General features: G+C 72.2%; 20 protein-coding genes. 11 read left to right on the top strand and 9 right to left on the bottom strand.

What is annotated here, in order from left to right; genetic code table 11:
• The first annotated feature begins 209 nt into the window (after positions 1-209).
• From ADL15_RS46545 to ADL15_RS46535, 3 genes are read left to right on the top strand one after another with little or no spacing between them, the layout of a single operon-like run.
• Positions 210-1,142 (top strand): FecCD family ABC transporter permease, encoded by a 933-nt coding sequence (locus tag ADL15_RS46545; RefSeq protein ID WP_269748440.1) that lies wholly within the window; start codon positions 210-212, stop codon positions 1,140-1,142.
• A complete protein-coding gene (locus ADL15_RS46540) occupies positions 1,139-2,134 on the top strand; it encodes a FecCD family ABC transporter permease (protein WP_067706463.1) in 996 nt (331 codons plus the stop codon). The genes ADL15_RS46545 and ADL15_RS46540 overlap by 4 nt, the downstream gene beginning before the upstream one ends.
• Before the next feature lie 28 nt (positions 2,135-2,162).
• The gene (locus ADL15_RS46535) at positions 2,163-2,972 is read left to right on the top strand and encodes an ABC transporter ATP-binding protein (protein ID WP_067706459.1); all 810 of its coding nucleotides are present in this window, start codon (positions 2,163-2,165) and stop codon (positions 2,970-2,972) included.
• Positions 2,973-3,126: 154 nt separating this feature from the next.
• Here the strand turns inward: ADL15_RS46535 and lhgO are convergent, their stop codons facing one another.
• The 3 genes from lhgO to ADL15_RS46520 form a co-directional block, all read right to left on the bottom strand.
• Complete coding sequence (gene lhgO, locus ADL15_RS46530) at positions 3,127-4,323, bottom strand: L-2-hydroxyglutarate oxidase (protein ID WP_232344989.1); 1,197 nt, start codon at positions 4,321-4,323, stop codon at positions 3,127-3,129.
• A 65-nt stretch (positions 4,324-4,388) separates the two neighbouring features.
• Complete coding sequence (locus ADL15_RS56735) at positions 4,389-6,026, bottom strand: GGDEF domain-containing protein (protein ID WP_067706456.1); 1,638 nt, start codon at positions 6,024-6,026, stop codon at positions 4,389-4,391.
• A 178-nt stretch (positions 6,027-6,204) separates the two neighbouring features.
• On the bottom strand, positions 6,205-7,278 hold the full coding sequence (locus ADL15_RS46520) for a PrpF domain-containing protein (protein WP_067706453.1): 1,074 nt from the start codon (positions 7,276-7,278) through the stop codon (positions 6,205-6,207).
• A gap of 311 nt (positions 7,279-7,589) precedes the next feature.
• Here ADL15_RS46520 and ADL15_RS46515 point away from each other — a divergent pair, with 311 nt between their 5' ends.
• Positions 7,590-8,279, top strand: coding sequence for a GntR family transcriptional regulator (locus tag ADL15_RS46515; RefSeq protein ID WP_083972579.1), 690 nt, complete (start codon positions 7,590-7,592; stop codon positions 8,277-8,279).
• Between the two features lie 1,364 nt (positions 8,280-9,643).
• Here the strand turns inward: ADL15_RS46515 and ADL15_RS46510 are convergent.
• From ADL15_RS46510 to ADL15_RS46495, 4 genes are read right to left on the bottom strand one after another with little or no spacing between them, the layout of a single operon-like run.
• The gene (locus ADL15_RS46510; RefSeq protein ID WP_083972578.1) at positions 9,644-11,071 is read right to left on the bottom strand and encodes a sensor histidine kinase; all 1,428 of its coding nucleotides are present in this window, start codon (positions 11,069-11,071) and stop codon (positions 9,644-9,646) included.
• Positions 11,072-11,105: 34 nt separating this feature from the next.
• On the bottom strand, positions 11,106-11,816 hold the full coding sequence (locus tag ADL15_RS46505) for a response regulator transcription factor (protein WP_067706450.1): 711 nt from the start codon (positions 11,814-11,816) through the stop codon (positions 11,106-11,108).
• A gap of 29 nt (positions 11,817-11,845) precedes the next feature.
• A complete protein-coding gene (locus tag ADL15_RS46500) occupies positions 11,846-12,322 on the bottom strand; it encodes an FMN-binding protein (RefSeq protein WP_067706447.1) in 477 nt (158 codons plus the stop codon).
• Between the two features lie 20 nt (positions 12,323-12,342).
• Complete coding sequence (locus ADL15_RS46495) at positions 12,343-13,734, bottom strand: ferredoxin reductase family protein (protein ID WP_067706444.1); 1,392 nt, start codon at positions 13,732-13,734, stop codon at positions 12,343-12,345.
• Positions 13,735-13,896: 162 nt separating this feature from the next.
• Here ADL15_RS46495 and ADL15_RS46490 point away from each other — a divergent pair, with 162 nt between their 5' ends.
• From ADL15_RS46490 to ADL15_RS46475, 4 genes are all read left to right on the top strand, one after another.
• Positions 13,897-14,466 carry a DUF4956 domain-containing protein gene (locus tag ADL15_RS46490; protein ID WP_067706441.1) on the top strand — a complete coding sequence of 190 codons (570 nt, stop codon included), beginning with the start codon at positions 13,897-13,899 and terminating at the stop codon, positions 14,464-14,466.
• Positions 14,463-15,215 carry a polyphosphate polymerase domain-containing protein gene (locus tag ADL15_RS46485; protein WP_067706438.1) on the top strand — a complete coding sequence of 251 codons (753 nt, stop codon included), beginning with the start codon at positions 14,463-14,465 and terminating at the stop codon, positions 15,213-15,215. Before ADL15_RS46490 ends, ADL15_RS46485 begins: the two co-directional genes overlap by 4 nt.
• A complete protein-coding gene (locus tag ADL15_RS46480; RefSeq protein ID WP_067706435.1) occupies positions 15,212-17,017 on the top strand; it encodes a carbohydrate-binding domain-containing protein in 1,806 nt (601 codons plus the stop codon). Before ADL15_RS46485 ends, ADL15_RS46480 begins: the two co-directional genes overlap by 4 nt.
• Positions 17,018-17,145: 128 nt before the next feature.
• Positions 17,146-18,183: an LCP family protein gene (locus ADL15_RS46475; RefSeq protein WP_067706432.1), complete on the top strand. Its 1,038-nt coding sequence runs from the start codon at positions 17,146-17,148 to the stop codon at positions 18,181-18,183.
• Positions 18,184-18,350: 167 nt separating this feature from the next.
• Here the strand turns inward: ADL15_RS46475 and ADL15_RS46470 are convergent, their stop codons facing one another.
• Complete coding sequence (locus ADL15_RS46470; protein ID WP_198171307.1) at positions 18,351-18,953, bottom strand: MBL fold metallo-hydrolase; 603 nt, start codon at positions 18,951-18,953, stop codon at positions 18,351-18,353.
• 166 nt (positions 18,954-19,119) lie between these two features.
• Here ADL15_RS46470 and ADL15_RS46465 point away from each other — a divergent pair, with 166 nt between their 5' ends.
• From ADL15_RS46465 to ADL15_RS46455, 3 genes are read left to right on the top strand one after another with little or no spacing between them, the layout of a single operon-like run.
• On the top strand, positions 19,120-20,067 hold the full coding sequence (locus ADL15_RS46465) for a phosphodiester glycosidase family protein (protein ID WP_067706429.1): 948 nt from the start codon (positions 19,120-19,122) through the stop codon (positions 20,065-20,067).
• A gap of 9 nt (positions 20,068-20,076) precedes the next feature.
• On the top strand, positions 20,077-21,132 hold the full coding sequence (locus tag ADL15_RS46460; protein ID WP_232344980.1) for a GtrA family protein: 1,056 nt from the start codon (positions 20,077-20,079) through the stop codon (positions 21,130-21,132).
• A gap of 52 nt (positions 21,133-21,184) precedes the next feature.
• The gene (locus ADL15_RS46455; RefSeq protein WP_083972577.1) at positions 21,185-22,675 is read left to right on the top strand and encodes a GGDEF domain-containing protein; all 1,491 of its coding nucleotides are present in this window, start codon (positions 21,185-21,187) and stop codon (positions 22,673-22,675) included.
• Between the two features lie 17 nt (positions 22,676-22,692).
• Here ADL15_RS46455 and ADL15_RS46450 read toward each other — a convergent pair whose 3' ends face one another.
• Complete coding sequence (locus ADL15_RS46450) at positions 22,693-23,790, bottom strand: 5-methyltetrahydropteroyltriglutamate--homocysteine S-methyltransferase (protein ID WP_157442031.1); 1,098 nt, start codon at positions 23,788-23,790, stop codon at positions 22,693-22,695.
• Between the last annotated feature and the right edge of the window lie 231 nt (positions 23,791-24,021).

Here is a 24,021-nt window from a genome sequence, read left to right as displayed (position 1 = left end):
TTTCGCAGGACAGCAGACCGGTCACTCGACCGCGTGGATGGTTAGGCTAACCTAACGAGCCGAACGCGCGTCAACAGGATCCGCCGAATTCTGCCGGGAGCCCACCACTGTCCACCATCGACACCCTTACTGAGCAGCGGGTCAGCCCCGCGCCGCCGGCGGCGTCCCGGCGCTCGGCCCGGCTGGCCGGGCTGCTGATCGCCCTCGTGGTGCTCGCCGCCGTCCTGGTGCTCGGCATCGGGTTCGGCGCGCGTTTCCTGTCCCCCGGCGAGGTGTGGGCCGGGCTCGTCGACTCCGGCTCGCCGTACTACCGGATCGTGCACGAGATGCGGCTGCCGCGGACGCTGCAGGGCCTGATCGTCGGGGTCGCCCTCGGCCTGGCCGGCGCGATCATGCAGGCGCTGACCCGTAACCCGCTCGCCGACCCCGGCCTGCTCGGCATCAACGCGGGCGCCTCGGCCGCGGTGGCCAGCGCCGCGGTGTTCCTGGGCATCGGCACGTTCTCCGGGTACGTCTGGTTCGCCCTGCTCGGCGCCGCGATCGTCACGGCGCTGGTCTACGCGGTCGGTGGCGGCCGGGCGGCCACCCCGGCACGGCTGGCGCTGGCCGGGGCGGCGCTGAACGCGACGCTGTACTCGTACGTGAGCGCGATCATGCTGGCGGACACCGCCTCGATCGAGAAGATGCGGTTCTGGACGGTCGGCTCACTGGCCAGCGCGGACTTCGGCACGATCCGGCGGGTGCTGCCGTTCATCGCGGCCGGCGTGCTGGTCGCGCTGGCCTGCGCCCGCCCGCTCAACGCGCTGTCGCTCGGTGACGACGCGGCCAGCGCGCTCGGCGCCCGGCCCGGCCTGATCCGGGTCATGGTGATCGTGGCGGTCACCCTGCTCTGCGGCGCGGCCACTGCGGCGTGCGGCCCGATCGTCTTCGTCGGCCTGCTGATCCCGCACCTGGTCCGCCCGTTCACCGGGCCGGACCTGCGCTGGATGCTGCCCTACACGGCGGTGCTCTCGCCGGTGCTGCTGGTCGGCGCGGACGTGCTCGGCCGGGTGCTGGGCAGCCCCGGTGAGCTGCAGGTCGGCGTGGTCACCGCGGTGCTCGGCGGCCCCCTGTTCCTCTACCTGGTGCGAGTGGCCAAATGAACGCCGTCACGCGCCCCCGCGCCGCGGTCGTCGGTGTCGTCGCCCTGGTCGGGATGGCCGCGGTGGCCGTGCTCACGCTGGGCACCGGCGACTATCCGATCGCCGCCGGTGACGTGGTGCGGACCCTGTTCGGCCGGGGCACCGTCGCCCAGGCGTTCATCGTCAACGAGCTGCGCCTGCCCCGGGTAATCACCGCGATCCTGGTCGGGATGGCCCTGGCGGCCGGCGGCGCGGTCTTCCAGTCGCTGGTGCGCAACCCGCTGGGCAGCCCGGACGTGCTCGGTATCACCAGCGGCGCGGGCACCGCCGCGCTGGCCGTGGTGATCCTCGGCGGCACCAGCACCCAGCTCTCCCTGGCCGCGGTGGCCGGTGGCATCGGCGTGGCGCTGCTGATCCAGCTGATCGGCGGCCGGCGCGGGTTGCACGGGTACCGGTTCATCCTGATCGGCGTCGGGATGACCGCGATCCTCAACGGGATCAGCGGGTATCTGCTGACCAAGGGCGTGCAGATGGAGAACGCCCGGGCCATGCTCTGGCTCACCGGCAGCTTCGACGGCCGGGGCTGGGAGGAGGCGCTCCCGCTGCTCGGGGTGCTGCTCATCGCCGTACCCCTGCTGGTTGTGATCTGTGGTCCTGGCCTGCGGATGCTGGAGATGGGCGACGACATCGCGGCCGGGCTGGGCGTGCCGGTGAAGCGGCTGCGCACCGTCGCGCTGCTGGTCGCCGCGATCGTGGTGGCGTGTGCCGCGGCGGCCGCCGGTCCGGTGCAGTTCGTCGCGCTGATCGCACCGAACATCGCCAGGCGGGTCACCCGCGCGCCCGGCCCGAACCTGCTGCCGTCGATGGCGATCGGCGGGTTGCTCACCGTCGGCGCGGACTGGCTGGCCATGCACTCCGGCTATCCGATCCCGGTGGGTGTGGTCACCGGTGTGCTGGGCGGCGGTTACCTCGTCTGGCTGCTGGTCACGGAGCGCAAGGCGGGACGGATCTGATGAACGACCTCGACGAGCAGGAGCAGAGATGACCCGACTCAGCGGTACCGGGATGACGCTGGCCTACGACAAGCGGGTCATCGCCGAGGACCTCAGCGTCGAGATCCCGGACGGCTCGTTCACCGTGATCATCGGGCCGAACGCGTGCGGCAAGTCGACCCTGCTCCGGGCGCTGTCCCGGCTGCTCAAGCCGACCGTCGGCACGGTTCTGCTGGACGGCAGCGACGTGCACACCCTGCCCACCCGGACGGTCGCCAGGACGCTCGGCCTGCTGCCGCAGTCGTCGACCGCGCCGGACGGGATCACCGTGGCCGAGCTGGTGGCCCGCGGCCGCTACCCGCACCAGGGCCTGCTGCGCCGCTGGTCCGCGCAGGACGAGCAGGTGGTCACCGAGTCGATGGCCGCGACCGGCGTCGGCGACCTGGCCGGCCGCAACGTCGACGAGCTCTCCGGCGGCCAGCGGCAGCGGGTCTGGATCGCCATGGCGCTGGCACAGCAGACCCCGCTGCTGCTCCTCGACGAGCCGACCACGTACCTCGACATCGCGCACCAGATCGAGGTGCTCGACCTCTGTGCCGAGCTGCACGAACGCCAGGGCCGCACGCTCGTCGCGGTGCTGCACGACCTGAACCACGCGGCCCGCTACGCCACCCACCTGATCGCCATGCGCGGCGGGAAGGTCGCCAAGTCCGGCGTGCCCGGCGAGGTGCTGACCGCGGAACTCGTCGAGGACGTCTTCGGCCTGCCCTGCCGGGTCATCGACGATCCGGAGACCGGCACGCCGCTGGTGGTCCCGGCCGCCCGCAAACGCACCCCGGACGTATCGGTCACCGCCTGACCTTTTTCAAGGACAAGATCCTTTTTTTCGTGCGTCCGCCGGGGTACAGATCGTCGCTCCCGCCGGGACCCCTGCGGGCTCCGCAGGCCGCTGGCGCGGCCAGAACGCGGAGCCCTCCGGGGCGACGTCCGTGGGTGGGCACGGAAAAACCCCGTCACCCGAAGTGCGCGGCCACCACGTGCTCCGCGATCGCCAGCGACGACGTCGCCGCCGGTGAGGGCGCGTTGCGGACCGCCGTGATCGGGCCGAGCCGGTGGATCCGGAAGTCGTCGACGAGGCTGCCGTCGCGGTCCAGCGCCTGGGCGCGCACCCCGGCGCCGGACCGGTACACATCGGACGCGTGGATCTCCGGGACGTACTGCATCGCCTCGGCCATGTAGCTGCTCTTGGAGAGCGAGCCGCGGACCTCCTTGATCCCGGTGCGCCAGTGCTGGCGGGCCATCTTCCAGCTGCCCGGCCAGGCGGCGATCCCGGCCAGGTCACGCAGCGACAGGTCGGAACGCCGGTAGCCCTCCCGGGCGGTGGCCAGCACCGCGTTCGGGCCGACCTCGACCACGCCGGTGACCCGCCGGGTGAAGTGCACACCGAGGAACGGGTACCGCGGGTCCGGTACCGGGTAGATCATGCCGCGCACCAGGCCGGCCTTCTCCGGCTTGACCCGCATGTACTCGCCGCGGAACGGGACGATGATCGGTTCCGGACGGTCACCGGCGAGCTTAGCGACCTGGTCGCTGTGGATGCCGGCGCAGACGATCAGCTGGTCGACCACCACGCGGCGGTCACCCGAGGTGATCTCGGTCTTCCCGGCGTGCGTCGTGATGCCGTCGACCGGCCAGCTCAGCCGGACCTCACCACCGGCGGCGACGATGTCGTCGGCGAACGAGCGCGCGATCCGCGGGAAGTCGGTGATCGCGGTCTCCGGCGAGTGCAGCGCGGCCAGGCCGGCGGCGTGCGGCTCGATCTCGCGGATCTCGGTGTGGTCGACCCGGCGCAGCCCGGGCACCTCGTTCTCCCGGGCCCGCTTCTCCAGGGCGTCGAGCCGGGCCATCTCGTCGACCCGGACCGCGACCACCAGCTTGCCGCACTCGTCGTACGCAATCGTGCGGTCCTGGCAGTATTCCTTGAGCAGCGACCGCCCGCGCGTGCACAACTGCGCCTTCAGGCTGCCCGGCGGGTAGTAGATGCCGGCGTGCACCACCCCGGAGTTGTGCCCGGTCTGGTGCTGGGCGACGGCGTCCTCCTTCTCCAGCACCACGACCCGGGTGCCCGGCCGCCGCAGGGTGATCTCCCGGCCGATCGCCAGCCCGACGATGCCGGCGCCCACGATCCCGATGGTCTCGTCAGCCATCATTCCTCGCCTCTCTGCAGCGGTCGCCTCGACCTTGGTATACAACCGCATCCCCCCGGCGCCTCGGATCACCGGGGCGCGGACCGGCTGCCGTTCTTCACCGCGTACATCGCCGCGTCGGCGCTGCGCAGCAGCAGGTCAGGATCGCTGTCGCCGGCCCGGGCCAGCGCGGTGCCCACGCTCGCGCCGACCGCCAGCTCGACGCCGTCGACGAGGCACGGCTGCCGGACGGCGACCACCACCCGCTCGGCCAGCGCGGCCAGGTCCTCGGCGAGCGGGTCGGCCAGCAGCACCGCGAACTCGTCCCCGCCGAGCCGGGCGATGGTGTCGGTCTCCCGCAGGCAGGACCGCAGCCGCCCGGCGACGTGCCGGAGCAGCGCGTCGCCGGCCGCGTGCCCGTAGTCGTCGTTGATCGGCTTGAACTTGTCCAGATCGAGCAGCATCACCGCAACCGGCCGGTCCCCGGCGGCGCTGTCCCGGTCCGCAGCGGCCCTGTCCCGATCCGCGGCGGCGCTGTCCCGGAAAGCGGTGGCGCTGTCCCGGTCCGCGGCGGCGCTGTTCCGGAACGCCTCGGCCAGCCGCTCGTGGAACAGCGCCCGGTTCGCCAGCCCGGTCAGACTGTCCTGATAGGCAAGATCGTGGAGCCGCTCGGCGAGCGCGTCCCGTTCGGCGAGCGCGCCGCGCAGCACCGACCCGGTCTCCCGCAGCTCGGCCACCGTGACGTCCAGCTCGCGGAGCAGCCGGGCGTTGTCGGCGAACGACGCCACCTGCCGCATCACCACCACGGCCGTGCTCAGGCTCGCACCGGCCAGCACCGCGATCGACTGCGCGTCCATCCCGCGGTCCACCGACACCCGGACCAGCAGCACGAACGTGCACGCCACCGCCAGGTACGGCAGCACGCTGTACGGCCGGCGGGGCCGGTGCGGGTCCACGGCGTCCCGTTCCGGTTGCAACCACTGCAGCCAGATCGCCGCCGTCATCAGGGAGTCGCCGACCGCGCTCACCGCCAGCATCGCGTGGCCGGTCCCGCCGGCCACCGCGGACGGGGCCCAGACCCCGATGACACCGCCGATCACCGCCGCCGCAGCGCCCAGCAACCCGGTGTACGGCCCGAACGGCGGCCGCCCGGCGATCAGCAGTTTCGCCACCGCGAACACCGCCACCAGCATGGCGACCGGGCCGGTCAGCACGTTCAGCAGTCCCGGCGGCGAGTCGTCGACGGTGGTGAAGTACCAGGCGAACGCGGTCGAACAGATCATCACGGTGGCCATGTCGAGCCAGAAGCAGAACCGCTCCTGCCCGGAGCGGATCCGCAGCGGATAGGTGGACAGCACACCCACCACGACGACGGTGCCCACCCCGACGACCGTGACCGAGACCGGCCCGAGCACGAGCTGCTGCGGGCCGTGGGCCGTCACGAACTGCACCAGGTAGGCGACGCCGCTGGTCACCGCGCTGAAGCAGATCGCCCACCAGAACCGGCGGGCCGGGTCGCCCCGGCGCAGCCGCCGGACCAGGCGCCGCGCCGCGACCAGCGTCCCGGCGCTGAACGCGATCGAGGCGAGCCAGCTCAGCCGGGCGGCGGCGATCAGCGACAGCGGGGCGAACGCCACCACCAGGACGACGACGGTGATAACCGCGGCCAGGCCGGCCAGCAGCATCGTCCCGTCACGCTCGAGGTGAATGCGCGGAGCCTTCGACATCCCGCCTCCTGGCTGGGGGTTGCCCTCCAGAATTCCGGATGCCGGCGGCGCGGCACCCCGGAACGGCCAGATCAAGCCCGGGGCGCAGGCGGTCAGGGCCGGGCAGGGCAGCCGACCGTCCAGCAACGGGCGGTCAGAGCCGGGGCGGCATGGCAGTCGGCCGTCCAGCAACGGGCGATCAGAGACGAGGCAGCCGACCGTCCAGCAACGGGCGGGCGGTGGTCACGACCGCGTTGGCGCCGGGCCGGCCGGGCACTCCGGTCTGCACGTCGAGGAAGCCGGTCGGGTGCTCGATGCGCAGCACCGCCCCCGCGCCCGTGCGCAACCCCGTCGCCGCCGTGCGCAGCCCCGCCACCCTGGCCGGCCGGCTCATCTGGGCCGCCACGCTGCCGGGCAGAGCGGCCGCCGCGGCCACGCTCAGCGCGGACCGGAACCCGATCGCGGGCTGCACCTGGCCACGCACGACCATCCGGACACACAGCCCTCCCCCGGCGACCGGCGGTGCCACCAGGCACAGTTCCGGCACCTCCCGATCCGTCACGGCGCCGAGCCCGAGCAGCCGGCCGGCTCGCAGCCGCAACGCTTCGAGGGCGGCGCGGAGCCGGTCGTCGTACTCGAGGCGGGCCGGCGTCTCGTATCCGGTCACCCCGAGCACGGCGGCCGCGACCAGCACCACCGGCACACCGCCGCCGATCAGCGTGGCCGGCACGCCGCCGCCGATCAGGCTGGCCGGCGCGACGGCACCGATCAGCGTGGCCGGCACGCCGCCCAGGTCGTCGACCACCCGGCCGGTCGGCAGCAGCGCGGCATCCGCGCCATCCGCGAACTCGATCAGCACCCGGGCCGCGGTGCCCGGCACGCCACTGATCGCGGTGTCGCCCGCATAACCCCCGCCCGGCACGTCCGGCACGTGGACGGTCACCACCACACCGGTCTCCGCCACCCGAACCCGCACCGGAACCGACCCGGCTCCATCACCCGCCCCGGCTCCCACCCCAGATCCGGCGCCCGCTGCCACCAGCCCGCGTTCCAGCGCGAACACTCCGGCCCCGGCCAGCAGCCCGGCCCGGTCGGCCGCGCCACCCGGGAACTCGCAGTGGACATCCACCCCCGGCTCCGCGGACCGGCCCACCACCACCGCCGTCACGTCCCCCGCGTCGAAGGCTGCGGGCAGCTCCCCGGCGCGGAAATACGCCCCCTGAACCGTGCCACTGCGGATCACCAGCACCGAGACTCCGGACCGAACCAGCATGCCGTCTCCCCCTCCACCGCGAGTGTCACCCGCGCCGATGATTGTTGACAATCCTGTGAGCGCTGGGAAGACTTCCGGGCATCGATCGGCTCATCGATCCCACATCAACCCGCCCACGGCCCACCCATCGGCCCACCCATCGGCCCACCCACCGATCCGTCCAACGGCCCGCCCATCGATCCGCACATCGGCCCGCACATCGGCCCGCAGATCGATCCACCCATCGATCCACCCGGAGCTGCGCGGTCCGGGATCGCTCCGGCATGATGAGGGGCCCGGCACAAGCAACGACAGGAAGTCGACGAGTACAGATGGCGTCTGATCACGACACCGACCGGCGAGCGGCGCGCGTCACCGCCCCGAGCACGGCGACCCAGGCCAGGGACACCCTGCGCGACGCCATCCTCCGCGGTGAATATCTGCCCGGCGAGCGCCTGGTCGAGGCGCAGCTCTGCGAGCGTCTCGAGGCGAGCCGGTTCAACGTCCGGGCGGCCCTGCAGGACCTCGCCGCCGAAGGTCTGGTCGAGGTGCAACGCAACCGGGGTGCGCACGTCCGCAAGGTGTCGATGGCCGAGGCCGTCGAGATCACCGAGGTGCGGATGGTGGTCGAGGGCCTGATCGCGGCGCGCGCGGCCGAGCGGGTCGAGCCCGACCAGGCCACCGAGCTGGACGAGATCGGCGTGCTGATGCGGCGCGCGGTCGAGGCCGGCGAGTACCGCCGCTACAGCGACCTCAACGTCCGCCTCCACGCGCTGATCCGCCAGATCGCGGAGCACCGCACGGCCGACCGGATCGTCGAGACCCTGCGCGGCCAGCTGGTCCGCCACCAGTACATGCTGTCGCTGCTGCCCGGCCGCCCGCAGACCTCACTGCCGCAGCACGAGCGGATCATCGCGGCGATCCGCGACCACGACCCCAAGGCCGCCGAGGGCGCGATGCGCGAACACATAGCCAGCGTGATCGAGGCATTGCGCGGCATGGACCACTTCGGCCCCGCCTGAAGGGCGAACGCAGAACGCCCGTTGCACCCCCGAGAACCAGCCCGGGCCGCACCCTCCTCCCCGGCCGACTTCTCCCTCGCACGCTGCGTGCCGCGTCCACTCACGGTCGATGGCCAGCTGAGGCCGACAGCCCCGCGGGCCTGCCGAGCGCGTCCGGGTTGCCGGCAGCGGCGAACAGCCCGGCACACCACCAGCCACGCAGCATCCGCGCCCGTGGGGCGACCGGCCCAGCTGGTGCTCACGGTGGTATCAAGGCCGCCGATACGACCACCAGCACCAGCCCGACACGTCCAGCTGGTGTCCACGGTGGTATCAAGGCCGCTGATGCAACCACCAGCACCAGCCCGACACGACGAGCTGGCCCTGACGGCCCCCATCCACCCGCCATAAGGACCACCAGCACCAGCCGAGCGCGCCGCAACGCCACTCAGCCTAAGTTGATCATGGAATGCCGCAGCCGTTCGTCAGGTAACGCAGCCTGGATAGCCCCGGTGAGACGGGTGGCACCGACGGCCAGCCGTAGGCGGTGTGGGCAGCAGAACACTCACTGAATGCCGGCGAGACGGCAGGAGCACTCGTCGCATGCCAGCGGGGCGGCAGAACACTCGCCGCACGCCGGCGGGGCAGTAGGAGACCTCGCGTGGTGCGGGCAGGGCGGTGGCGGCACGCGATCGGTCGGGGGCGGGGGCGGCGGTCCGGTCGCGGGTGCTCCTGCCGCCCATCCTGGGGCGGTAGCAGGACGCGTTCCGCCAGTGCGGACGCCTGCCGCCCACCGGTGGGCGGCACATACACGCGATCAGTCAGCGCGGACCGATACCGCCCCGGCTGACGGCCGGGACGAGCGAGCCGGGGTCTCGGCGAGCTCAGGGTCACCGTCTCGATCACCCTGAGCTGGGCGTCATCGGGGCTCACCCGGCTGGTCGCGACGGCCGTCATGAAGGACGTATAACGGCGGTGCGTCCAGCCGGGGTCGCTCCGAAGCCGCTCAGCTCGGAAGCCAGGATTAGCCGAACTCCACCGTCACCCAACCACCCCGTCCCGGGTGTTGCGTGGGGAATTCAGGTGTCCAGCGCACCGAAAGTCCCCACACAAACCGTCCCCAGACACAACGTGGGGAATTAGGGCACCCAGCGCACCGAAAGTCCCCACACAAGCCGCGCCCAGACACCACGTGGGGAATTTGGGTGCGCAGCGCGCCGAAAGTCCCCACACAAGCCGTCCCCAGACACAACGTGGGGAATTTGGGTGCGCAGCGCGCCGAAAGTCCCCACGCAAGCTGTGCGCGCGCGGCGTGCCGAAAGTTCTCGCGCGAGTTGGGCGTGGATGCAGCGCGGCGGAAGTACCCGCGCAGGTCGCGGCGGGGGTCAGGTGGGTAGGCGCAGGGTGACTGTGGTGCCGCTGGTGGGGGCGGGGGCGGCGGTGACCGTGCCGCCGTGTTGGTGGGCGGTCTGGGCGACGATGGCCAGGCCCAGGCCGGAGCCGGGCATGGAGCGGGCCGCGGCCGCGCGGTAGAAGCGGTCGAAGACGTGGGGCAGGTCCTCCGGGGCGATGCCGGGGCCGGTGTCCGTGACCGTGAGCGCGGTCCAGCCTGGTTCGGCAGCGGACAGCCGGACCGTGACGGCGGCGCCGGGTGGGCTCCACTTGGCCGCGTTGTCCAGGACGTTCACCACCATGCGTTCCAGTTCGCCGGGGCGGCCGAGGACCGGGGCCGGGGACAGGACCACGTCGTAGGTGATGCCGGGCGCGCGGATCCGGACGCGGTCCAGGGCGGCCGAGACCACGTCGGCGAAGTCGAGGGGTTCGACCGCTTCGCGGGCTGCTTCCTCCCGGGACAGCTCGACCAGCTCGGTGGTGAGCGTGGCCAGTTCGCGGACCTGGGCGTCCAGGTCGGCCAGGAGTTTGGCGCGGTCTTCCGGGGGGAGCCGGTGGGCCAGCTCGGGACGGCGTTCCAGTTCGAGCAGCAGCTCGACGTTGGTGCGGATGCTGGTCAGCGGGGTGCGCAGCTCGTGGCCGGCGTCCTCGACCAGGGTGCGCTGGGCTCGGCGGGAGGCGTCGATGGCCGCCAGCATGGCGTTGACCGAGCGGCCCAGCCGGGCGATCTCGTCGGCGCCGCGCACGTCGATCGGGTGGTCCAGGTCCTGGGTGACCGCGACGTCCTCGACGGCCGAGGTGAGCCGTTCGACCGGGGCCAGGCCGGCGCGCGCGACGGTTCGGCCGAGGAAGGCCGCGCCGGCGATCCCGGCGGCGGAGCCGAGGGCGAGCAGGGCGGCGAACGCGGCGAGCACCTTGTCGCTGGGGTCCTCGTCCATGCCGACCTGGACCGCTCCCCCGCCGGGCAGCGGCAGGGTGAGCATCAGGTAGTCGTCCGGGCCGAGCGTGATCTTCTCCTGCACGGCCGCGCCGCTGGCGCCGGTGGCGATCGACCGGGCAGTGTCGGTGACCGGCAGCGTGGTCCGGCTGCCGCCGGAGGCCGCGCCGGTGGCGTCCAGGATCTGCCAGCACGGGCCGATCTCCCGCTCGTGGCGGCCACCGCCACGGCCGCCGCCGGGGCGATCGCCGGGCGACCGGGTCCGCGACGACTCGGTGGCCAGCCACTGCGCCGGGTTGGCCGCGATGGAGGCGGCGTCGCTGCTCAACTCGAGCGCGACCTGGTGCTGCTGAATCTCCCGGACGGCGATCCAGGCGCCGGTCGCGACGACCAGCACGGCGGCCCCGACCGCACCGGTGACCAGCAGGGACAACCGGGCGTGCAGGGTACGGGCGCGCCACCAGCGGCCGGGTGCGACCTTCACAGCGGCTCCTCCCACCACCGGCCGCGTGCGAGCTTCACAGCGGCTCCTCCCGGACCACGAACCCGACGCCCCGCACGGTGTGCAGCAGCCGGGGCTCGCCCTCGGACTCCAGTTTGCGGCGCAGGTAGCCGAGGTACACGTGCAGGCTGTTCGACCCCTCACCGAAGTCGTAGCCCCAGACCTGCTCGAACAACGCGGCCCGGGTGAGCACCTGACGCGGGTGGCGCAGGAACACCTCGAGGATGTCGAACTCCGTACGCGTCAATCGCAGTGACCGCCCGCCGCGCTGGACCTCGCGCGTGCGGGGGTTGAGCCGTACATCGGAGAAAACCAGGCACTCACCCGCCTCCGCCTCCCCCGGCGGCCCGCCGATCGGCGCGGTCAGCGCCGAGCGGCGCAGCAGTGCCCGGATCCGCGCGAGCAGCTCCTGCAGGGCGAACGGTTTGACCAGATAGTCGTCGGCGCCGGCGTCCAGCCCGGCGACCCGGTCGCCGACGCTGTCCCGGGCGGTGAGCATCAGCACCGGCAGCAGCACCCCCTCGGCGCGCAGCCGCCGGCACGCCTCGAGCCCGTCCATCCGCGGCATGCTGACGTCGAGGATCAGCGCGTCCGGCTCGCCGGCACGCACCGCGTCGAGGGCCTGCAGCCCGTCGCCGACCGTCTCCACCTGGTATCCCTCGAAGCGCAGCGTGCGCGCGAGCGAGTCGCGCACCGCCGCGTCGTCCTCCACCACCAGGATCCGCATGCCGTCCACCCTGCCAGCCCCGGCGACGGTCAGGACAGGTGGGCGGCGTCGAGCGCGGACTGCAGCGACTGGAGGTATCCGTCGCTGGTCACGGTCGCGCCGGAGACGGTGTCGATCTTCGCGCTCTGCGCGTCGAGGGTCTCCTGGACCAGCGTCGGAACGGCCCGTGCGTTGATCTCCTGGTCCCGGTGGTTCTCGGTGGGGTAGACCGGCACGGTGACCGCGGTGATCTTGCCGTCGGTGACCGTGATGGCCACCTGGACGTCGCCCCACCGGGTGGAGGCCGTCGACCCGGTGTAAGTGGTCCCGCCGGCGCCGTCCGACGAGGCGCCACCCGACGAAGTGCCGCTCGACGAACTGCCGTCCGACGAGGTGCCACCCGATGAGCTGCCGGTGGCGACCGCCGCGGCGGCGACCGGCGCGGGGCTGTTGGTGCTGGTCCGGTAGCTGAACATCAGCACCAGAGCGGCGACCGTGGAGAGCATCCACAGGGTGATGCGGCGCATGGAGGCGTCCTTTCTCAAACTCACCAGGCGAACAGTTCGGTGTGCAGCCGGTCGGCGGGCACCCCGGCGGCCAGGGCCGCGGCGCGGACCGGTGCGGTCCAGGCCTCCGGTCCGCAGACGTACACGTGTGCGGCGGCCACCTCGGGCGCGATCTCCCGCAGCACCTCCGAGTCGGCACGTCCGGCCAGGTCGGCGGGCAGCCAGGACGGCCGGTCGGCGCGCGGCCCGAGCAGGGTCACCACCCGTACCCCGCGATGCCGGGCGAACCACTCCAGCTCGCCCCGGAAGGCCAGTTCCGCTTCGGTACGCGCGCGGTAGATCAGGGTCGCCTCCCCCACCCGGTAGGGCAGCTCGCCGAGCAGCGACAGCAGCGGGGTGACACCGATCCCGCAGGCGATCAGCACCACCGGGCCACCGGAGTAGAACTCGCCGGTCAGCTTCCCGTACGGGCCTTCGACCAGCACCTTCGTGCCGGGGCGCAGGCCCGCGACCCGGGAGCTGCCGTCACCGAGGTCCTTCACGGTGATCCGCAGCTGCTCGCCGTGCGGCGTGGCGGAGAGCGAGTACGGGTTGGCCCGGCTCCAGCCCGGCCCGGCCAGGAAGCGCCACTGGAAGAACTGCCCGGCCCGGGCCGGCAGCTCGGCGAGCCGTCGCCCGCTCAGGTAGACCGAGGTCAGTCCGGGGCCCTCCGGCACCACCCGGTCGACGACCAGCCGGTGCCGCCAGTTGCGCCAGGCCGGCAGCCCGATCCGGTAGACCAGGACGGCGCCGGCCGAGACCCCGTACAGCGTCCACCAGTACGTGCGGGACGCCGCCGAGGCGACGAAGTCGGCGCCGGTCCAGAGCTGGTGCGGCAGCGCGAGGCCGACGCCGAGGTACGCGTACAGGTGCAGCAGGTGCCACGACTCGTAGCGCAGTTTGCGGCGGGCCGCCCGGATCGACGTGGCCACCACCATGACCAGCGCGAGGGTGCCGGCCGTGGCGAGCAGCATGCCGGGGTACGTCCAGATCATGTCCCACAGCTCGGCGAACGCGTTGGTGTCCGCCGCCGCCGCGTAGCCCAGCGTGATCGTCACGATGTGCACGACCATCAGCCAGAACGAGGTGAACCCGGCCCACCGGTGCCAGCGGGCCAGCCGGTCCTGACCGAACGCGCGCTCGACCAGCGGGATCCGGGCCATCAGCAGCACCTGGAGCAGCAGCAGGTCGGAGGCGAGCAGCCCGGTCAGCCGACCGGCCGCGGACACCGCTTCCGCGCCGCCGCCGGTGAGCTGCTGGACGCCGCCGTTGCCCACCCACAGCGCGACGACGATCAGCAGGCTGAAGGCGGCCGCGGTGCCACCCACGTCGGGATACCAACGCGGAGTGGTCCGGGGGTCGGCGCGAAGGACGGGCGCGGCGGTGGCGGTCATGGGATCAAATCTCGGCGCCCTGGCTAAGGACCGGCTTGGCGAACCGTAAAGGTTTTCTAAGAGCACCGTCTCTCAGACCAGGAACAGACGACGCACAGGTCCAGCCCAGGCGAGGGGCCCCCAATGGGGAACATCAAATGAACTTCGCCTGAAGGAAGCCTTGTGAACGCATTGCTCGCCGCCGTTGCGGACCTCGTCGCGATCGCCGTCCTGACCTTCGGCGTCTACTTCCCCCGGCACCATCGGCGCGACCTGGTCGCCGCGTTCCTCGGGGTGAACATCGGCGTGCTGGCCGTCTCCACCGTGCTCGGCTCGGAGAACGTCGGCGCGGGCCTCGGGCTCGGCCTGTTCGGCGTCCTGTCGATCATCCGGCTGCGGTCCGACGAGATCAGCCAGACCGAGGTGGCGTACTACTTCGCGGCGCTCGCGCTGGGCCTGCTCCCCGGCCTCGGCGGCCTGGACGCGATCACCGGCGGGCTGATGGCGCTGATCCTCGCGGCGCTCTGGCTCGGCGACCACCCGGGACTGTTCAAGCGGCACCGTTTCCAGATCGTCCGGCTGGACGCCGCTCACACCGACGAGACCACGCTGCGGGCGCACCTGGAACGGGTGCTCGGCGGCACCGTGGTCAACCTGTCGATCAAGCAGGTGGACCTGGTCAACGACAGCACGCTGGTCGAGGTCCGGTACCTGGCGCCGGCCACCGCCCGGGAGCGGGTGAGCGTCGGATGATCACCGCCTTCGCCCCGATCTCGCTGGACCACCTGGTCGCCTCGGCCGAGCTGCTGACCCGCGTCGACCGCAAGTACCTGCTGCCCGCGTCGGTGCTGCCCGGGCTGCTCGCCGGGCTGCCGCCGGACGTCCGGGCACTGGAGATCGACGGGCAGCGCGACTTCGGCTACCGGTCGATCTACTTCGACACCGCCGGACTCGACAGTTACCTGGGCGCCGCTCATTCCCGCCGCCGCCGCTTCAAGGTCCGGATCCGTACCTACGCGGAGACCGGGACGCACTTCGTCGAGGTCAAGACCCGGGGCTCGCGGGGGACCACGATCAAAGAGCGGATTTCGTACGAAGGAAATGGTCTTGATCTGGGCCCGGACGGTCGCGCCCACCTCGAGCGGGTGCTGGCCGACGCGGGCATCCCGGTCGACGGCAGCGCTTTCCGGCCGGTTCTGATCACCCGCTACCGGCGGCACACGCTCTACCTGCCGGGCACCGGCAGCCGGGTCACCGTCGACACCGACCTGGGCTGGTCGCTGCCGGACGGCACACGGATCCGGATGCCGGACCGGGCCGTGCTGGAGACCAAGTCCGGTGGCGCCGCGTCCGAAGCTGATCGGCTGCTCTGGCGGCTGCACCACCGGCCCTGCTCGATCTCCAAGTACGCCACCGGGCTCGCCGCGCTGCGCCCCGACCTCCCCGCCAACCGCTGGCAGCCCGTGCTGCGCCGCCACTTCTCCCTTGAGGAATCATCGTGAACCTGCGCAAGAAGTTCGTCGCCGCCGTCAGCTCGGCCGCCCTGGCCGCCGCCCTGCTCGCCGGCTGCTCCAGCAGCACCGGCTCCACCACCGACGCCGCCACCGGCACCACCGCCGCCGCCGTCGTCTCGGTCGACGGCACCCAGAAGGCGGCCGCCGTGCTCGCCGCGAACAAGACCGCGACGGCCGTCGCCGCCGTGAGCACCGACGGGGCCGCCACCATCACGCTCTCCGGCACCTCGGCCGGCTCCGACGCGGACGGGGTCACGGTGGACGGGTCGACCGTGACGATCACGGCGGCCGGGACGTACCGGATCAGCGGGACGCTCACCGACGGGCAGATCGTGGTGACCGCGCCGGACGCCGCGGTCACCCTGATCCTGGACGGCGCGTCGATCACCAGCTCGACCACGGCGGCGATCGCGGCCACCGACGTCGACGCGCTGACCGTGGTGCTGGCCGACGGGACCACCAGCACCCTCGCCGACGCCGCGTCCTACGCCGACGACGCGGACGTGAACGCGGCCCTGTTCAGCGCCGGCGACCTGAACGTCACCGGCACCGGCACACTCACCGTGACCGGCAACGGCAACGACGGCATCACCAGCAAGGACGGCCTGGTCATCCAGTCCGGGACGGTCACCGTGACGGCCAAGGACGACGGGATCCGCGGCAAGGACTACGTCGTCGTCAACGGCGGGACGATCACGGTCACCGCGGGCGGCGACGGGATCAAGGCGGACAACGCCGACGACGCCGACTCCGGGTACGTGGCGATCGCGGCCGGGACCGTGGCGCTGACCGCGACCGGCGACGGCGTGGACGCGGCCACCGACATCGTGGTCACCGGCGGCGACCTGGTGGTGAAGGCGGGCGGCGGCCACAGCGTCAAGGCCGCCGACGACACCTCGTCGAAGGGCCTGAAGTCCGGCGTGATCACCGTCCTCGAGGGTGGCACCACCACGGTGGACGCCGCCGACGATGCGATCCACAGCGACGGGGCGGTGCACTTCACCGGCGCGGCGGTCAGCGTGGCCAGCGGCGACGACGGGGTGCACGCCGAGGGCCAGGAGATCGTCGACGGCGGGTCGGTCGAGGTGACCGCGTCGAACGAGGGCCTGGAGGCGGCCGACTTCGTGCTCAACTCCGGGACCGTGCACGTGGTCTCCAGCGACGACGGCATCAACGGCGCCGGCGGGACCGGGACCACCGAGGACACCCAGGGCGGTGGCGGCTTCGGCGGCGGGGGTGGCGGTGGCGACGAGGTCGGGCCGTACAAGGTGACCGTCAACGGCGGCACCCTGGTGATCGACGCCGGCGGTGACGGGCTGGACTCGAACGGGACCGCGGAGATCACCGGCGGGACGGTCGTGGTGAACGGGCCGGAGGGCAACGGGAACGGCGCCCTCGACGTCAACGGGACGTTCACCATCAGCGGCGGGACGCTGCTGGCGGCCGGCAGCTCCGGCATGGTGGTCGCGCCGAGCACCGACTCGGAGCAGGGCTGGCTGTCGGCGACGCTGGACAGCACGGTCGCGGCCGGCACCACGATCCAGATCGCGGACAGCGACGGGAACCTGATCGCGACGTACGTGACCAGCAAGTCCATCCAGAACGTCGTGTACTCCTCCTCGAAGATCAAGAGTGGCTCGTCGTACACCGTCCACACCGGCGGGACGGCCAGCGGGACCAGCACCGGCGGGCTCGCGGCCGGCGGGAAGCTGGGCGCGACCGAGGTCGCCACGGTCACCGCGGACGTGGCCCCGGCCGGCCGTGGCGGCGGTGGCGGGCGCGGCCACTGATCAGCTCCCGGGGGCGGGCCGGTTCTTCGGACCCGGCCCGCCCTTTTTGCGGGATAACCCGGGTTTCCAGCCATAAAAAGTGCAATATTCGCTTGCAGCCATGAACCGGACGCAAGGGAGAAGAGCACGTGGCCACCGTCGCGAAATGGGCCCGGTTCGGGCTGGCCCTCGGCAGTCTCCTGCTGGCCCCGGCCGTCGTCGCCGAGCGGGCCGTGCACGCCGCCGCACCGATCCGCGGCCCGCTGAACGTCCTGCTGGTCGGCATCGACCCGCGCAACGACCACACCGCGCCGCTGGCCGACTCGATCATCGTGGCGCACGTGACCGCCGACCGCACCGGCGCGTACCTGTTCTCGCTGCCCCGCGACCTGATCGTGGCGATCCCGGCGTTCCCGACGTCCGGCTCCGCGGCCCGCCGCGACAAGATCAACGCCGCGATGGCGCTGGGCAGCCGGGTCGGTCCCGGCCGGTACAGCGCGGCGCAAGGCTACGAGCTGCTCGCCCGGACGGTCGGCGCGGTCACCGGGATCACCCGGTTCGACGCGGGCGCGGTGCTCAACTTCCGCGGCTTCACCCGGCTGGTCGACGCGGTCGGCGGGCTGAGCATGCCGGTCGATCAGAACGTCGTCTCCGAGCACCGCAAACCGGATGGCCGGCCCCGGGACCGGATCCGGCAGTGCCCGGGACACGACGACTGCCACCGCCCCTACACCGGGCCGCAGAAGGTCTATCCGAAGAGCGCCAAGCCGGTGCATTTCCGCGGGTGGGAGGCGCTGGACTACGCGCGGCAGCGCTACGGCCTGCCGCGCTCCGACTACGACCGCCAGCGCCACCAGCGGCAGATGCTCAAAGCCCTCGCCAAGAAGCTGAAGCGCACCGTCCTGACCAGCCCGGCCACCCTGCTGAAGGTCACCGCCACGGTCGGCACCTCACTGACCTTCCTCGGCGGCGGCCACAGCCTCGCCGACTGGGCCACCGAGCTGAAGACCCTGCACCTCACGGAGATGACCACCATCGGTCTGCCCGGCGGCCCGCTCTTCGAGAACAAGGCCTACCGCGGCGAACAGCTCCCCGCCACCACCCGCGACTTCTTCACCGCCGTCACCACCGACCGCGTCGCCGGCTTCCTGAAAACCCACCCCACCACGGTCACCGTCGACGGCTGACCGGCGTGCTTCCGGGTGGCTGGCTGGGCCTCAGGGGTGTCTCCGCGTCGCGGAGACACCCCTGAGGCCCAGCCAGGACCGGGAGGCGCGCGGCGGCCGGGGCGGCTGCGGTGCCGCGTGGTGAGTGGGGCGGACCTGGGGCGCGGCTGGGCGCCGGGCCGGGGCGGTCAGGAGGTCTCGGCGGCGATGGTGGTGTCGGGGCCGTGGCCGGTGTGGACCACCGTGGCGGCCGGGAGGGTGAGCAGGCGGGCGCGGATCGAGGCGACGATCAGGTCGGCGTCGGAGTAGGAGCGGCCGGTGGCGCCCGGGCCGCCCTGGAACAGGGTGTCGCCGGTGAAGACGCAGCCCAGGTCGGGGGCGTGCAGGCAGACCGCGCCGGGAGCGTGGCCCGGGGTGTGCAGGACCGTGAGCGTGCTGCCGGCGATCTCGATGCGGTCGCCGTCGGCCAGGTCCTTGTCCCAGGTGACGTCGGTGCCGTGGGTGAGCTCCCAGAGCGGGCGCTCGGCCGGGTGCAGCAGGATCGGCGCGCCGGTCCGCTCGCGCAGGGCCGGCGCGACCCGGACGTGGTCGTCGTGGGCGTGGGTGCAGACGATCGCGGTGACCCGCCGGTCGCCGACGATCGCCAGGATCGCGTCCACGTCGTGCGGGGCGTCGATCACCACGCACTCGGTGTCGTCGCCGATCACCCACACGTTGTTGTCGACGTCGAACGTCTGCCCGTCGAGGCTGAACGTGCCGCTGACCACGCCGTGATCCACCCGGGCCCGCACCTGCTGCATGGTCTGTCCCACTTCCTTCCGCCCGGCCCTGTGCCGAGCGCTTCATTCTCCCCCGCCGACGGGTCCGGCGAGCGTCAGGGGCACCGGGCGGTGGTCGACAGAGGGTGGACGGGCGCAGCACAGATGACGCACAAGATGCGCGGCTTCACTGCTTGTTGTGACCACTGAGAACGCATCGAAACGCCGGCTCTCCCGGCGCGGATTCCTGGGCGGCGGACTGGGTGTGCTGGCCGCCGTGGCCGGTGGCGGCGCCTGGGCGCTGGACCGCTACGTCGTCGACCACGTCGAGGTGAGCAGCGCGTCGAGCCTCGCCTCCGACACCGTCGTGGCAGCTCAGGCCGCCAGTGACGGGACCGCCACGGCGACGTCGTACACCAGCGACACCGCGAAGATCTCGATCGAGACGGTGACCACCGGGTCGGGCAGCGACACCGTGACGTATGTCGTCGCGGACGTTCAGGTCACCGACGCCACCATCGTGCGGTCGGCGTTCGCGAACGACGAATTCGGCGAGAACATCGTCGCGAATCCGTCGGTGATCGCGAAGAGCGTCAATGCGGTGCTGGCGATCAACGGGGATTACTACGGGTTCCGGGACACCGGGATCGTCATTCGCAACGGGGTGAAGTTCCGGGACTCGGGCGCGCGGCAGGGGCTGGCGTTCTACGCCGACGGGACCGCGAAACTGTACGACGAGACCACTACGACCGCGGACGAGCTGCTCGCGGCGGGCGTGTGGAACACGCTGTCGTTCGGGCCGGGACTCGTCGAGGGCGGCACGGTGCTCAGCGGGATCGACGACGTCGAGGTGGACACGAACTTCGGCAACCACTCCATCCAGGGGAACCAGCCGCGCACCGGTGTCGGCCTGGTCGCCGCGAACCATCTGCTCTGGGTGGTGGTGGACGGGCGCAGCAGCGGGTACAGCCGGGGCGTCACGATGACCGAGTTCGCCCAGATCTTCGCGGATCGGGGGGCGGAGCTGGCGTACAACATCGACGGGGGCGGGTCGTCCGCGATGGTGTTCCAGGATCAGCTGGTCAACAACCCGCTCGGCAAGGGCCAGGAGCGCGGGACCAGCGACATCCTCTACGTGGCGGGCTGAGTCGTGCTGGTGCTGATCCCCGCGTACCAGCCGGACGGACGGCTGGCCGACCTCGTGCACGAGCTGGACCGGCATCACGTGCTGGTGGTGGACGACGGGAGCGGTCCGTCGTACGACATGGTCTTTGAAGAGGCGCGGATGGCCGGCGCCGAAGTGATCCACCTGGACCGGAATCGGGGTAAGGGTTTCGCCCTGCGCACCGGTTTCGCGCACGCCGCGGCCGCCTACCCCGGCCACGACGTGGTCTGCGCGGACAGCGATGGGCAGCACCGGCCGGCGGACATCGAGGCGGTGGCGGCCCGGGTCGGGGTGACCCCGGCCGCGATGGTGCTCGGGGTGCGCCGGTTCACCGGGCGGGTGCCGGCCCGCAGCCGGTTCGGGAACGCCGCGACACGGGTGCTGTTCCGGCTGGTCACCGGCCTGTCAGTAACGGACACGCAGACCGGTCTGCGGGGCTATCCGGCACGGATGCTGGGCTGGCTGGGGCGGGTGCCCGGCGACCGTTTCGAGTACGAGCTGCGGCTGCTGCTGCGCGCCGCCCGGGACCGGCTGGCGATCGAGGAGGTCGGCATCGCGACGGTCTACCTGGACGGGAACAGGTCGTCGCACTTCCGGCCGTTGCAGGACTCGGTGCGGATCTACCGGCCGCTGCTCGGGTTCGCGGCGTCGTCGCTGCTGGCGTTCGGGGTGGACGCGGCGCTGCTCGCGGTGCTGGTGTCGGCTACTGATCAGCTGGTGCTGTCGGCGGTGCTGGCCCGGGTGGTCAGCGCGACGCTGAACTACTCGGTGAACCGGCGGGCGGTGTTCGGGGAGGGGGTGGCGCATCGGCGGGCAGCGCCCCGGTATGCGGCGCTGGCGGTGGCGTCGCTGAGCGCGAACGTGGTCGTGCTGGAGTGGCTGAACACCGCGCTCGGGTCGCTGGCCGTCGCCAAGGTGCTGACCGAGGTGACGCTGTTCGCGGCGGGGTTCGCGATCCAGCGGGCGTTCGTCTTCGGTCGCGGCCGCCCATCGGGAGGCGAGCCGGTGGCCCACCTGGAGCCGGTCATGGAGGCCACCGGCACCTGAACCGCACCCGGCCTGCCCCCGCATCGCCACCCGGGCCGGTGAGGCTTGCGGGATGAGTCAGGTCGTGGATGGGGCGAGGATCAGGCGGGTAGCGGCGTGGCAGGTGTGCCTCGGTGTCGCACCCGTCGTCATCGGTGTGTATTACCTGCTCGTCCACCTCGGGCTGTGGCCCGGCGCGCAGGTCGCCCTCTACGTCAGCGCCAACGCCACGTTCGCGGTGTGTGCCCTGGCGGCCGCGCGCCGGCAGCCGACGCTGCGGCCGGTCATGCTGCTGCTGGCCGGATCCGGCCTGGCCGGGGTCGCCGGTGACGTCACTTTCTACTTCCTGGCCCTGGTGCAGAGCGAGGTCGCGTACCCGAGCGTCGCGGACGTCGGCTACCTCATGGCGTACCCGCTGATGGCGGCCGGACTGCTTCTGATCATCCGGCGGCGCACCCCCGGCTGGGACGGCGCCAGCGCCATCGACGCCGCGATCGTCGCTGTCGGCGCCGGTTACCTGGTGCTCGAGCACGTCATCGCGCCGACCGTCAGCGTCACCCCGGGGACGGTCACCAAGCTGGTCTCCGCCGCGTACCCGATCGGCGATCTGATGCTGATCATGGTGGGTGCCCGGCTGGTGCTCGGCGCCGGACCGCGCAGCTTCGCCCTCCGCCTGATCGGCGTCTACCTGGCCCTGGTGCTCGGCGCCGACACCCTGTACAGCATCCAGTCGCTGAACGGCACCTACCAGATCGCCAACTACCTGGACGCGGTCTGGATGGTCTCCGGCTACCTGTTCGCCGCCGCCGTGCTCCACCCCTCAGCGGTGAAACTCGTCATGCGGTCCAGCGCCGACATGCCGGACGCGACCACCGGCCGGCTGATCGTGCTGGCGGTGGCCGCGGTGACCGCGCCCGCCTCGCTGCTGATCCAGTACATCACCGGCCGGCATCCCCACGTGGCCGCCGCCGCCGCGGTGTGCATCGTGCTGTTCCTGCTCGTGCTGGCCCGGATGGCCGGGCTGGTCCGGGCCCAGCGCCAAGCCGCGATCACCGACGGCCTGACCGGGCTGCGCAGCCGCCGCTACCTGGAGGAGTCCCTCACCAACGAGGCGGCCCGCTCCCACCGCTCCGGTCAGCCGCTGAGCATGCTGCTGCTGGACATCGACCACTTCAAGCAGGTCAACGACACGTACGGGCACGGCGGCGGTGACCGGGTGCTGGTCGAGGTCACCCACCGGCTGCGGGAACTGGTCCGCCCCGGCGACACGGTAGCCCGTTACGGCGGCGAGGAGTTCGCCGTGCTACTGCCGGCCACCGACCCGGACGTGGCCCTGGCCGTCGCGGAACGGGTACGGCGCGGCGTGGCGAACGCACCGATCGCGGTCACGGAGGGCCAGCTGACCCAGGTCACCGTCTCGATCGGCATGGCCTGGATGCCCGGCGTGCCGACGGTGGACGAGCTGGTGCTCGCCGCCGACCGGGCGCTGTACGCCGCCAAGAACGCCGGGCGCAACCAGGTCGCCTCGGCCGGCACGCCCGCCTCCGTGCCACTGGCCGCCTGACCGGCCGGGCGGGCGGTTCAGCCCCAGACCTCGGCCGCCGTCTCCACGATCAGCGCGAGCTTGGCGACCTGCTGGTCGTACGAAAGAGTGTTGCCCTCGACGGTCGAGGAGAAACCGCACTGCGGCGAGAGGCAGAGCTGCTCGAGGGGGACATATTTGGCGGCCTCGTCGATGCGGCGCTTCAGGGTGTCCTTCGACTCCAGGGCGCCGCGTTTCGTGGTGACCAGGCCCAGCACCACCCGCTTGCCGGGCGGGACGAACCGGAGCGGGGCGAACCCGCCGGAGCGGTCGTCGTCGTACTCCAGGAAGAAACCGTCCACGGCCAGCTCGCTGAACAGGGCCTCGGCGACGAAGTCGTAGCCGCCCTCGGCCGCCCACGAGGACCGGAAGTTGCCCCGGCACATGTGCGTGGTGACGGCCAGCTCGGCGGGCCGGTCCGCGATCGCCGCGTTGATCTGCCGGATGTAACGCAGATGCTGGTGCTCGGCGTCGTCCCCGCGCTCGGTGAGCTGACGCCGCTGCTCCGGGTCGTTCAGATAGGCCAGGCTGGTGTCGTCGAGCTGCAGGTAACGGCAGCCCAGCGCGGCGATCCGGCGGACCTGGTCGGCGTAGGCGGCGCTCAGGTCGGCCCAGAACGACTCCTCGTCCGGGTAGACCAGCGGATCGATCGCGGCCCGCCCGCCCCGGTAGTGCACCATGCTCGGCGACGGGATGGTCAGCTTGGCGGTGACGTCCGGCCCGGCCACGCCGGCCAGGAACGCGAAGTCGTCACCGAAGATGGTCTCGGTCAGCCGCACCGGCTCGTCGATCGCCAGGGCCGCGGCCTCGAAGTCCAGCTCACCCCCGGCGTTCCGGAAATGCACCTGGATCTTCTCGTCGGTCGGCCGGATGCCCCCGAGCCGGTAGATGAAGTCCATGTGCCAGGCGGTTCGGCGGAACTCGCCGTCGGTGGCCGAGCGCAGGCCGACGTCGCGCTGCATGCGGACCACGTCGCGGATCGCGTCGTCCTCGATCGCGCGCAGGTCCGCGGCGGGCAGGTTCTTGGCACGGGCTTCGAGCAGGCGGGGCGGGCGGAGCAGGCTGCCGACGTGATCCGCCCGGAACGGAGGAGTCATCCATCCACTCAACACCATCTATGGATGTGACGGAACCGCCGCGGCGTGATGATCAGCAAGATCAAATTCTTTTTGTCGTGCGTCCGCCGGGGTGCGGACCGCCGCTCCCGCCGGGACCCCTGCGGGCTCCGCAGGCCGCTGGCGCGTCCCGAACGCGAAGCCCTCCGGGGCGACGTCCGTGGGTGGGCACGGAAAAGCGCTGGTGGTCACCTCGAGGGGGGCGGAGGCGCT

The organism is Actinoplanes awajinensis subsp. mycoplanecinus (genome assembly GCF_001509495.1).
GTDB lineage: Bacteria > Actinomycetota > Actinomycetes > Mycobacteriales > Micromonosporaceae > Actinoplanes > Actinoplanes palleronii.
This window is presented reverse-complemented; position numbering and strand designations above follow the sequence as displayed.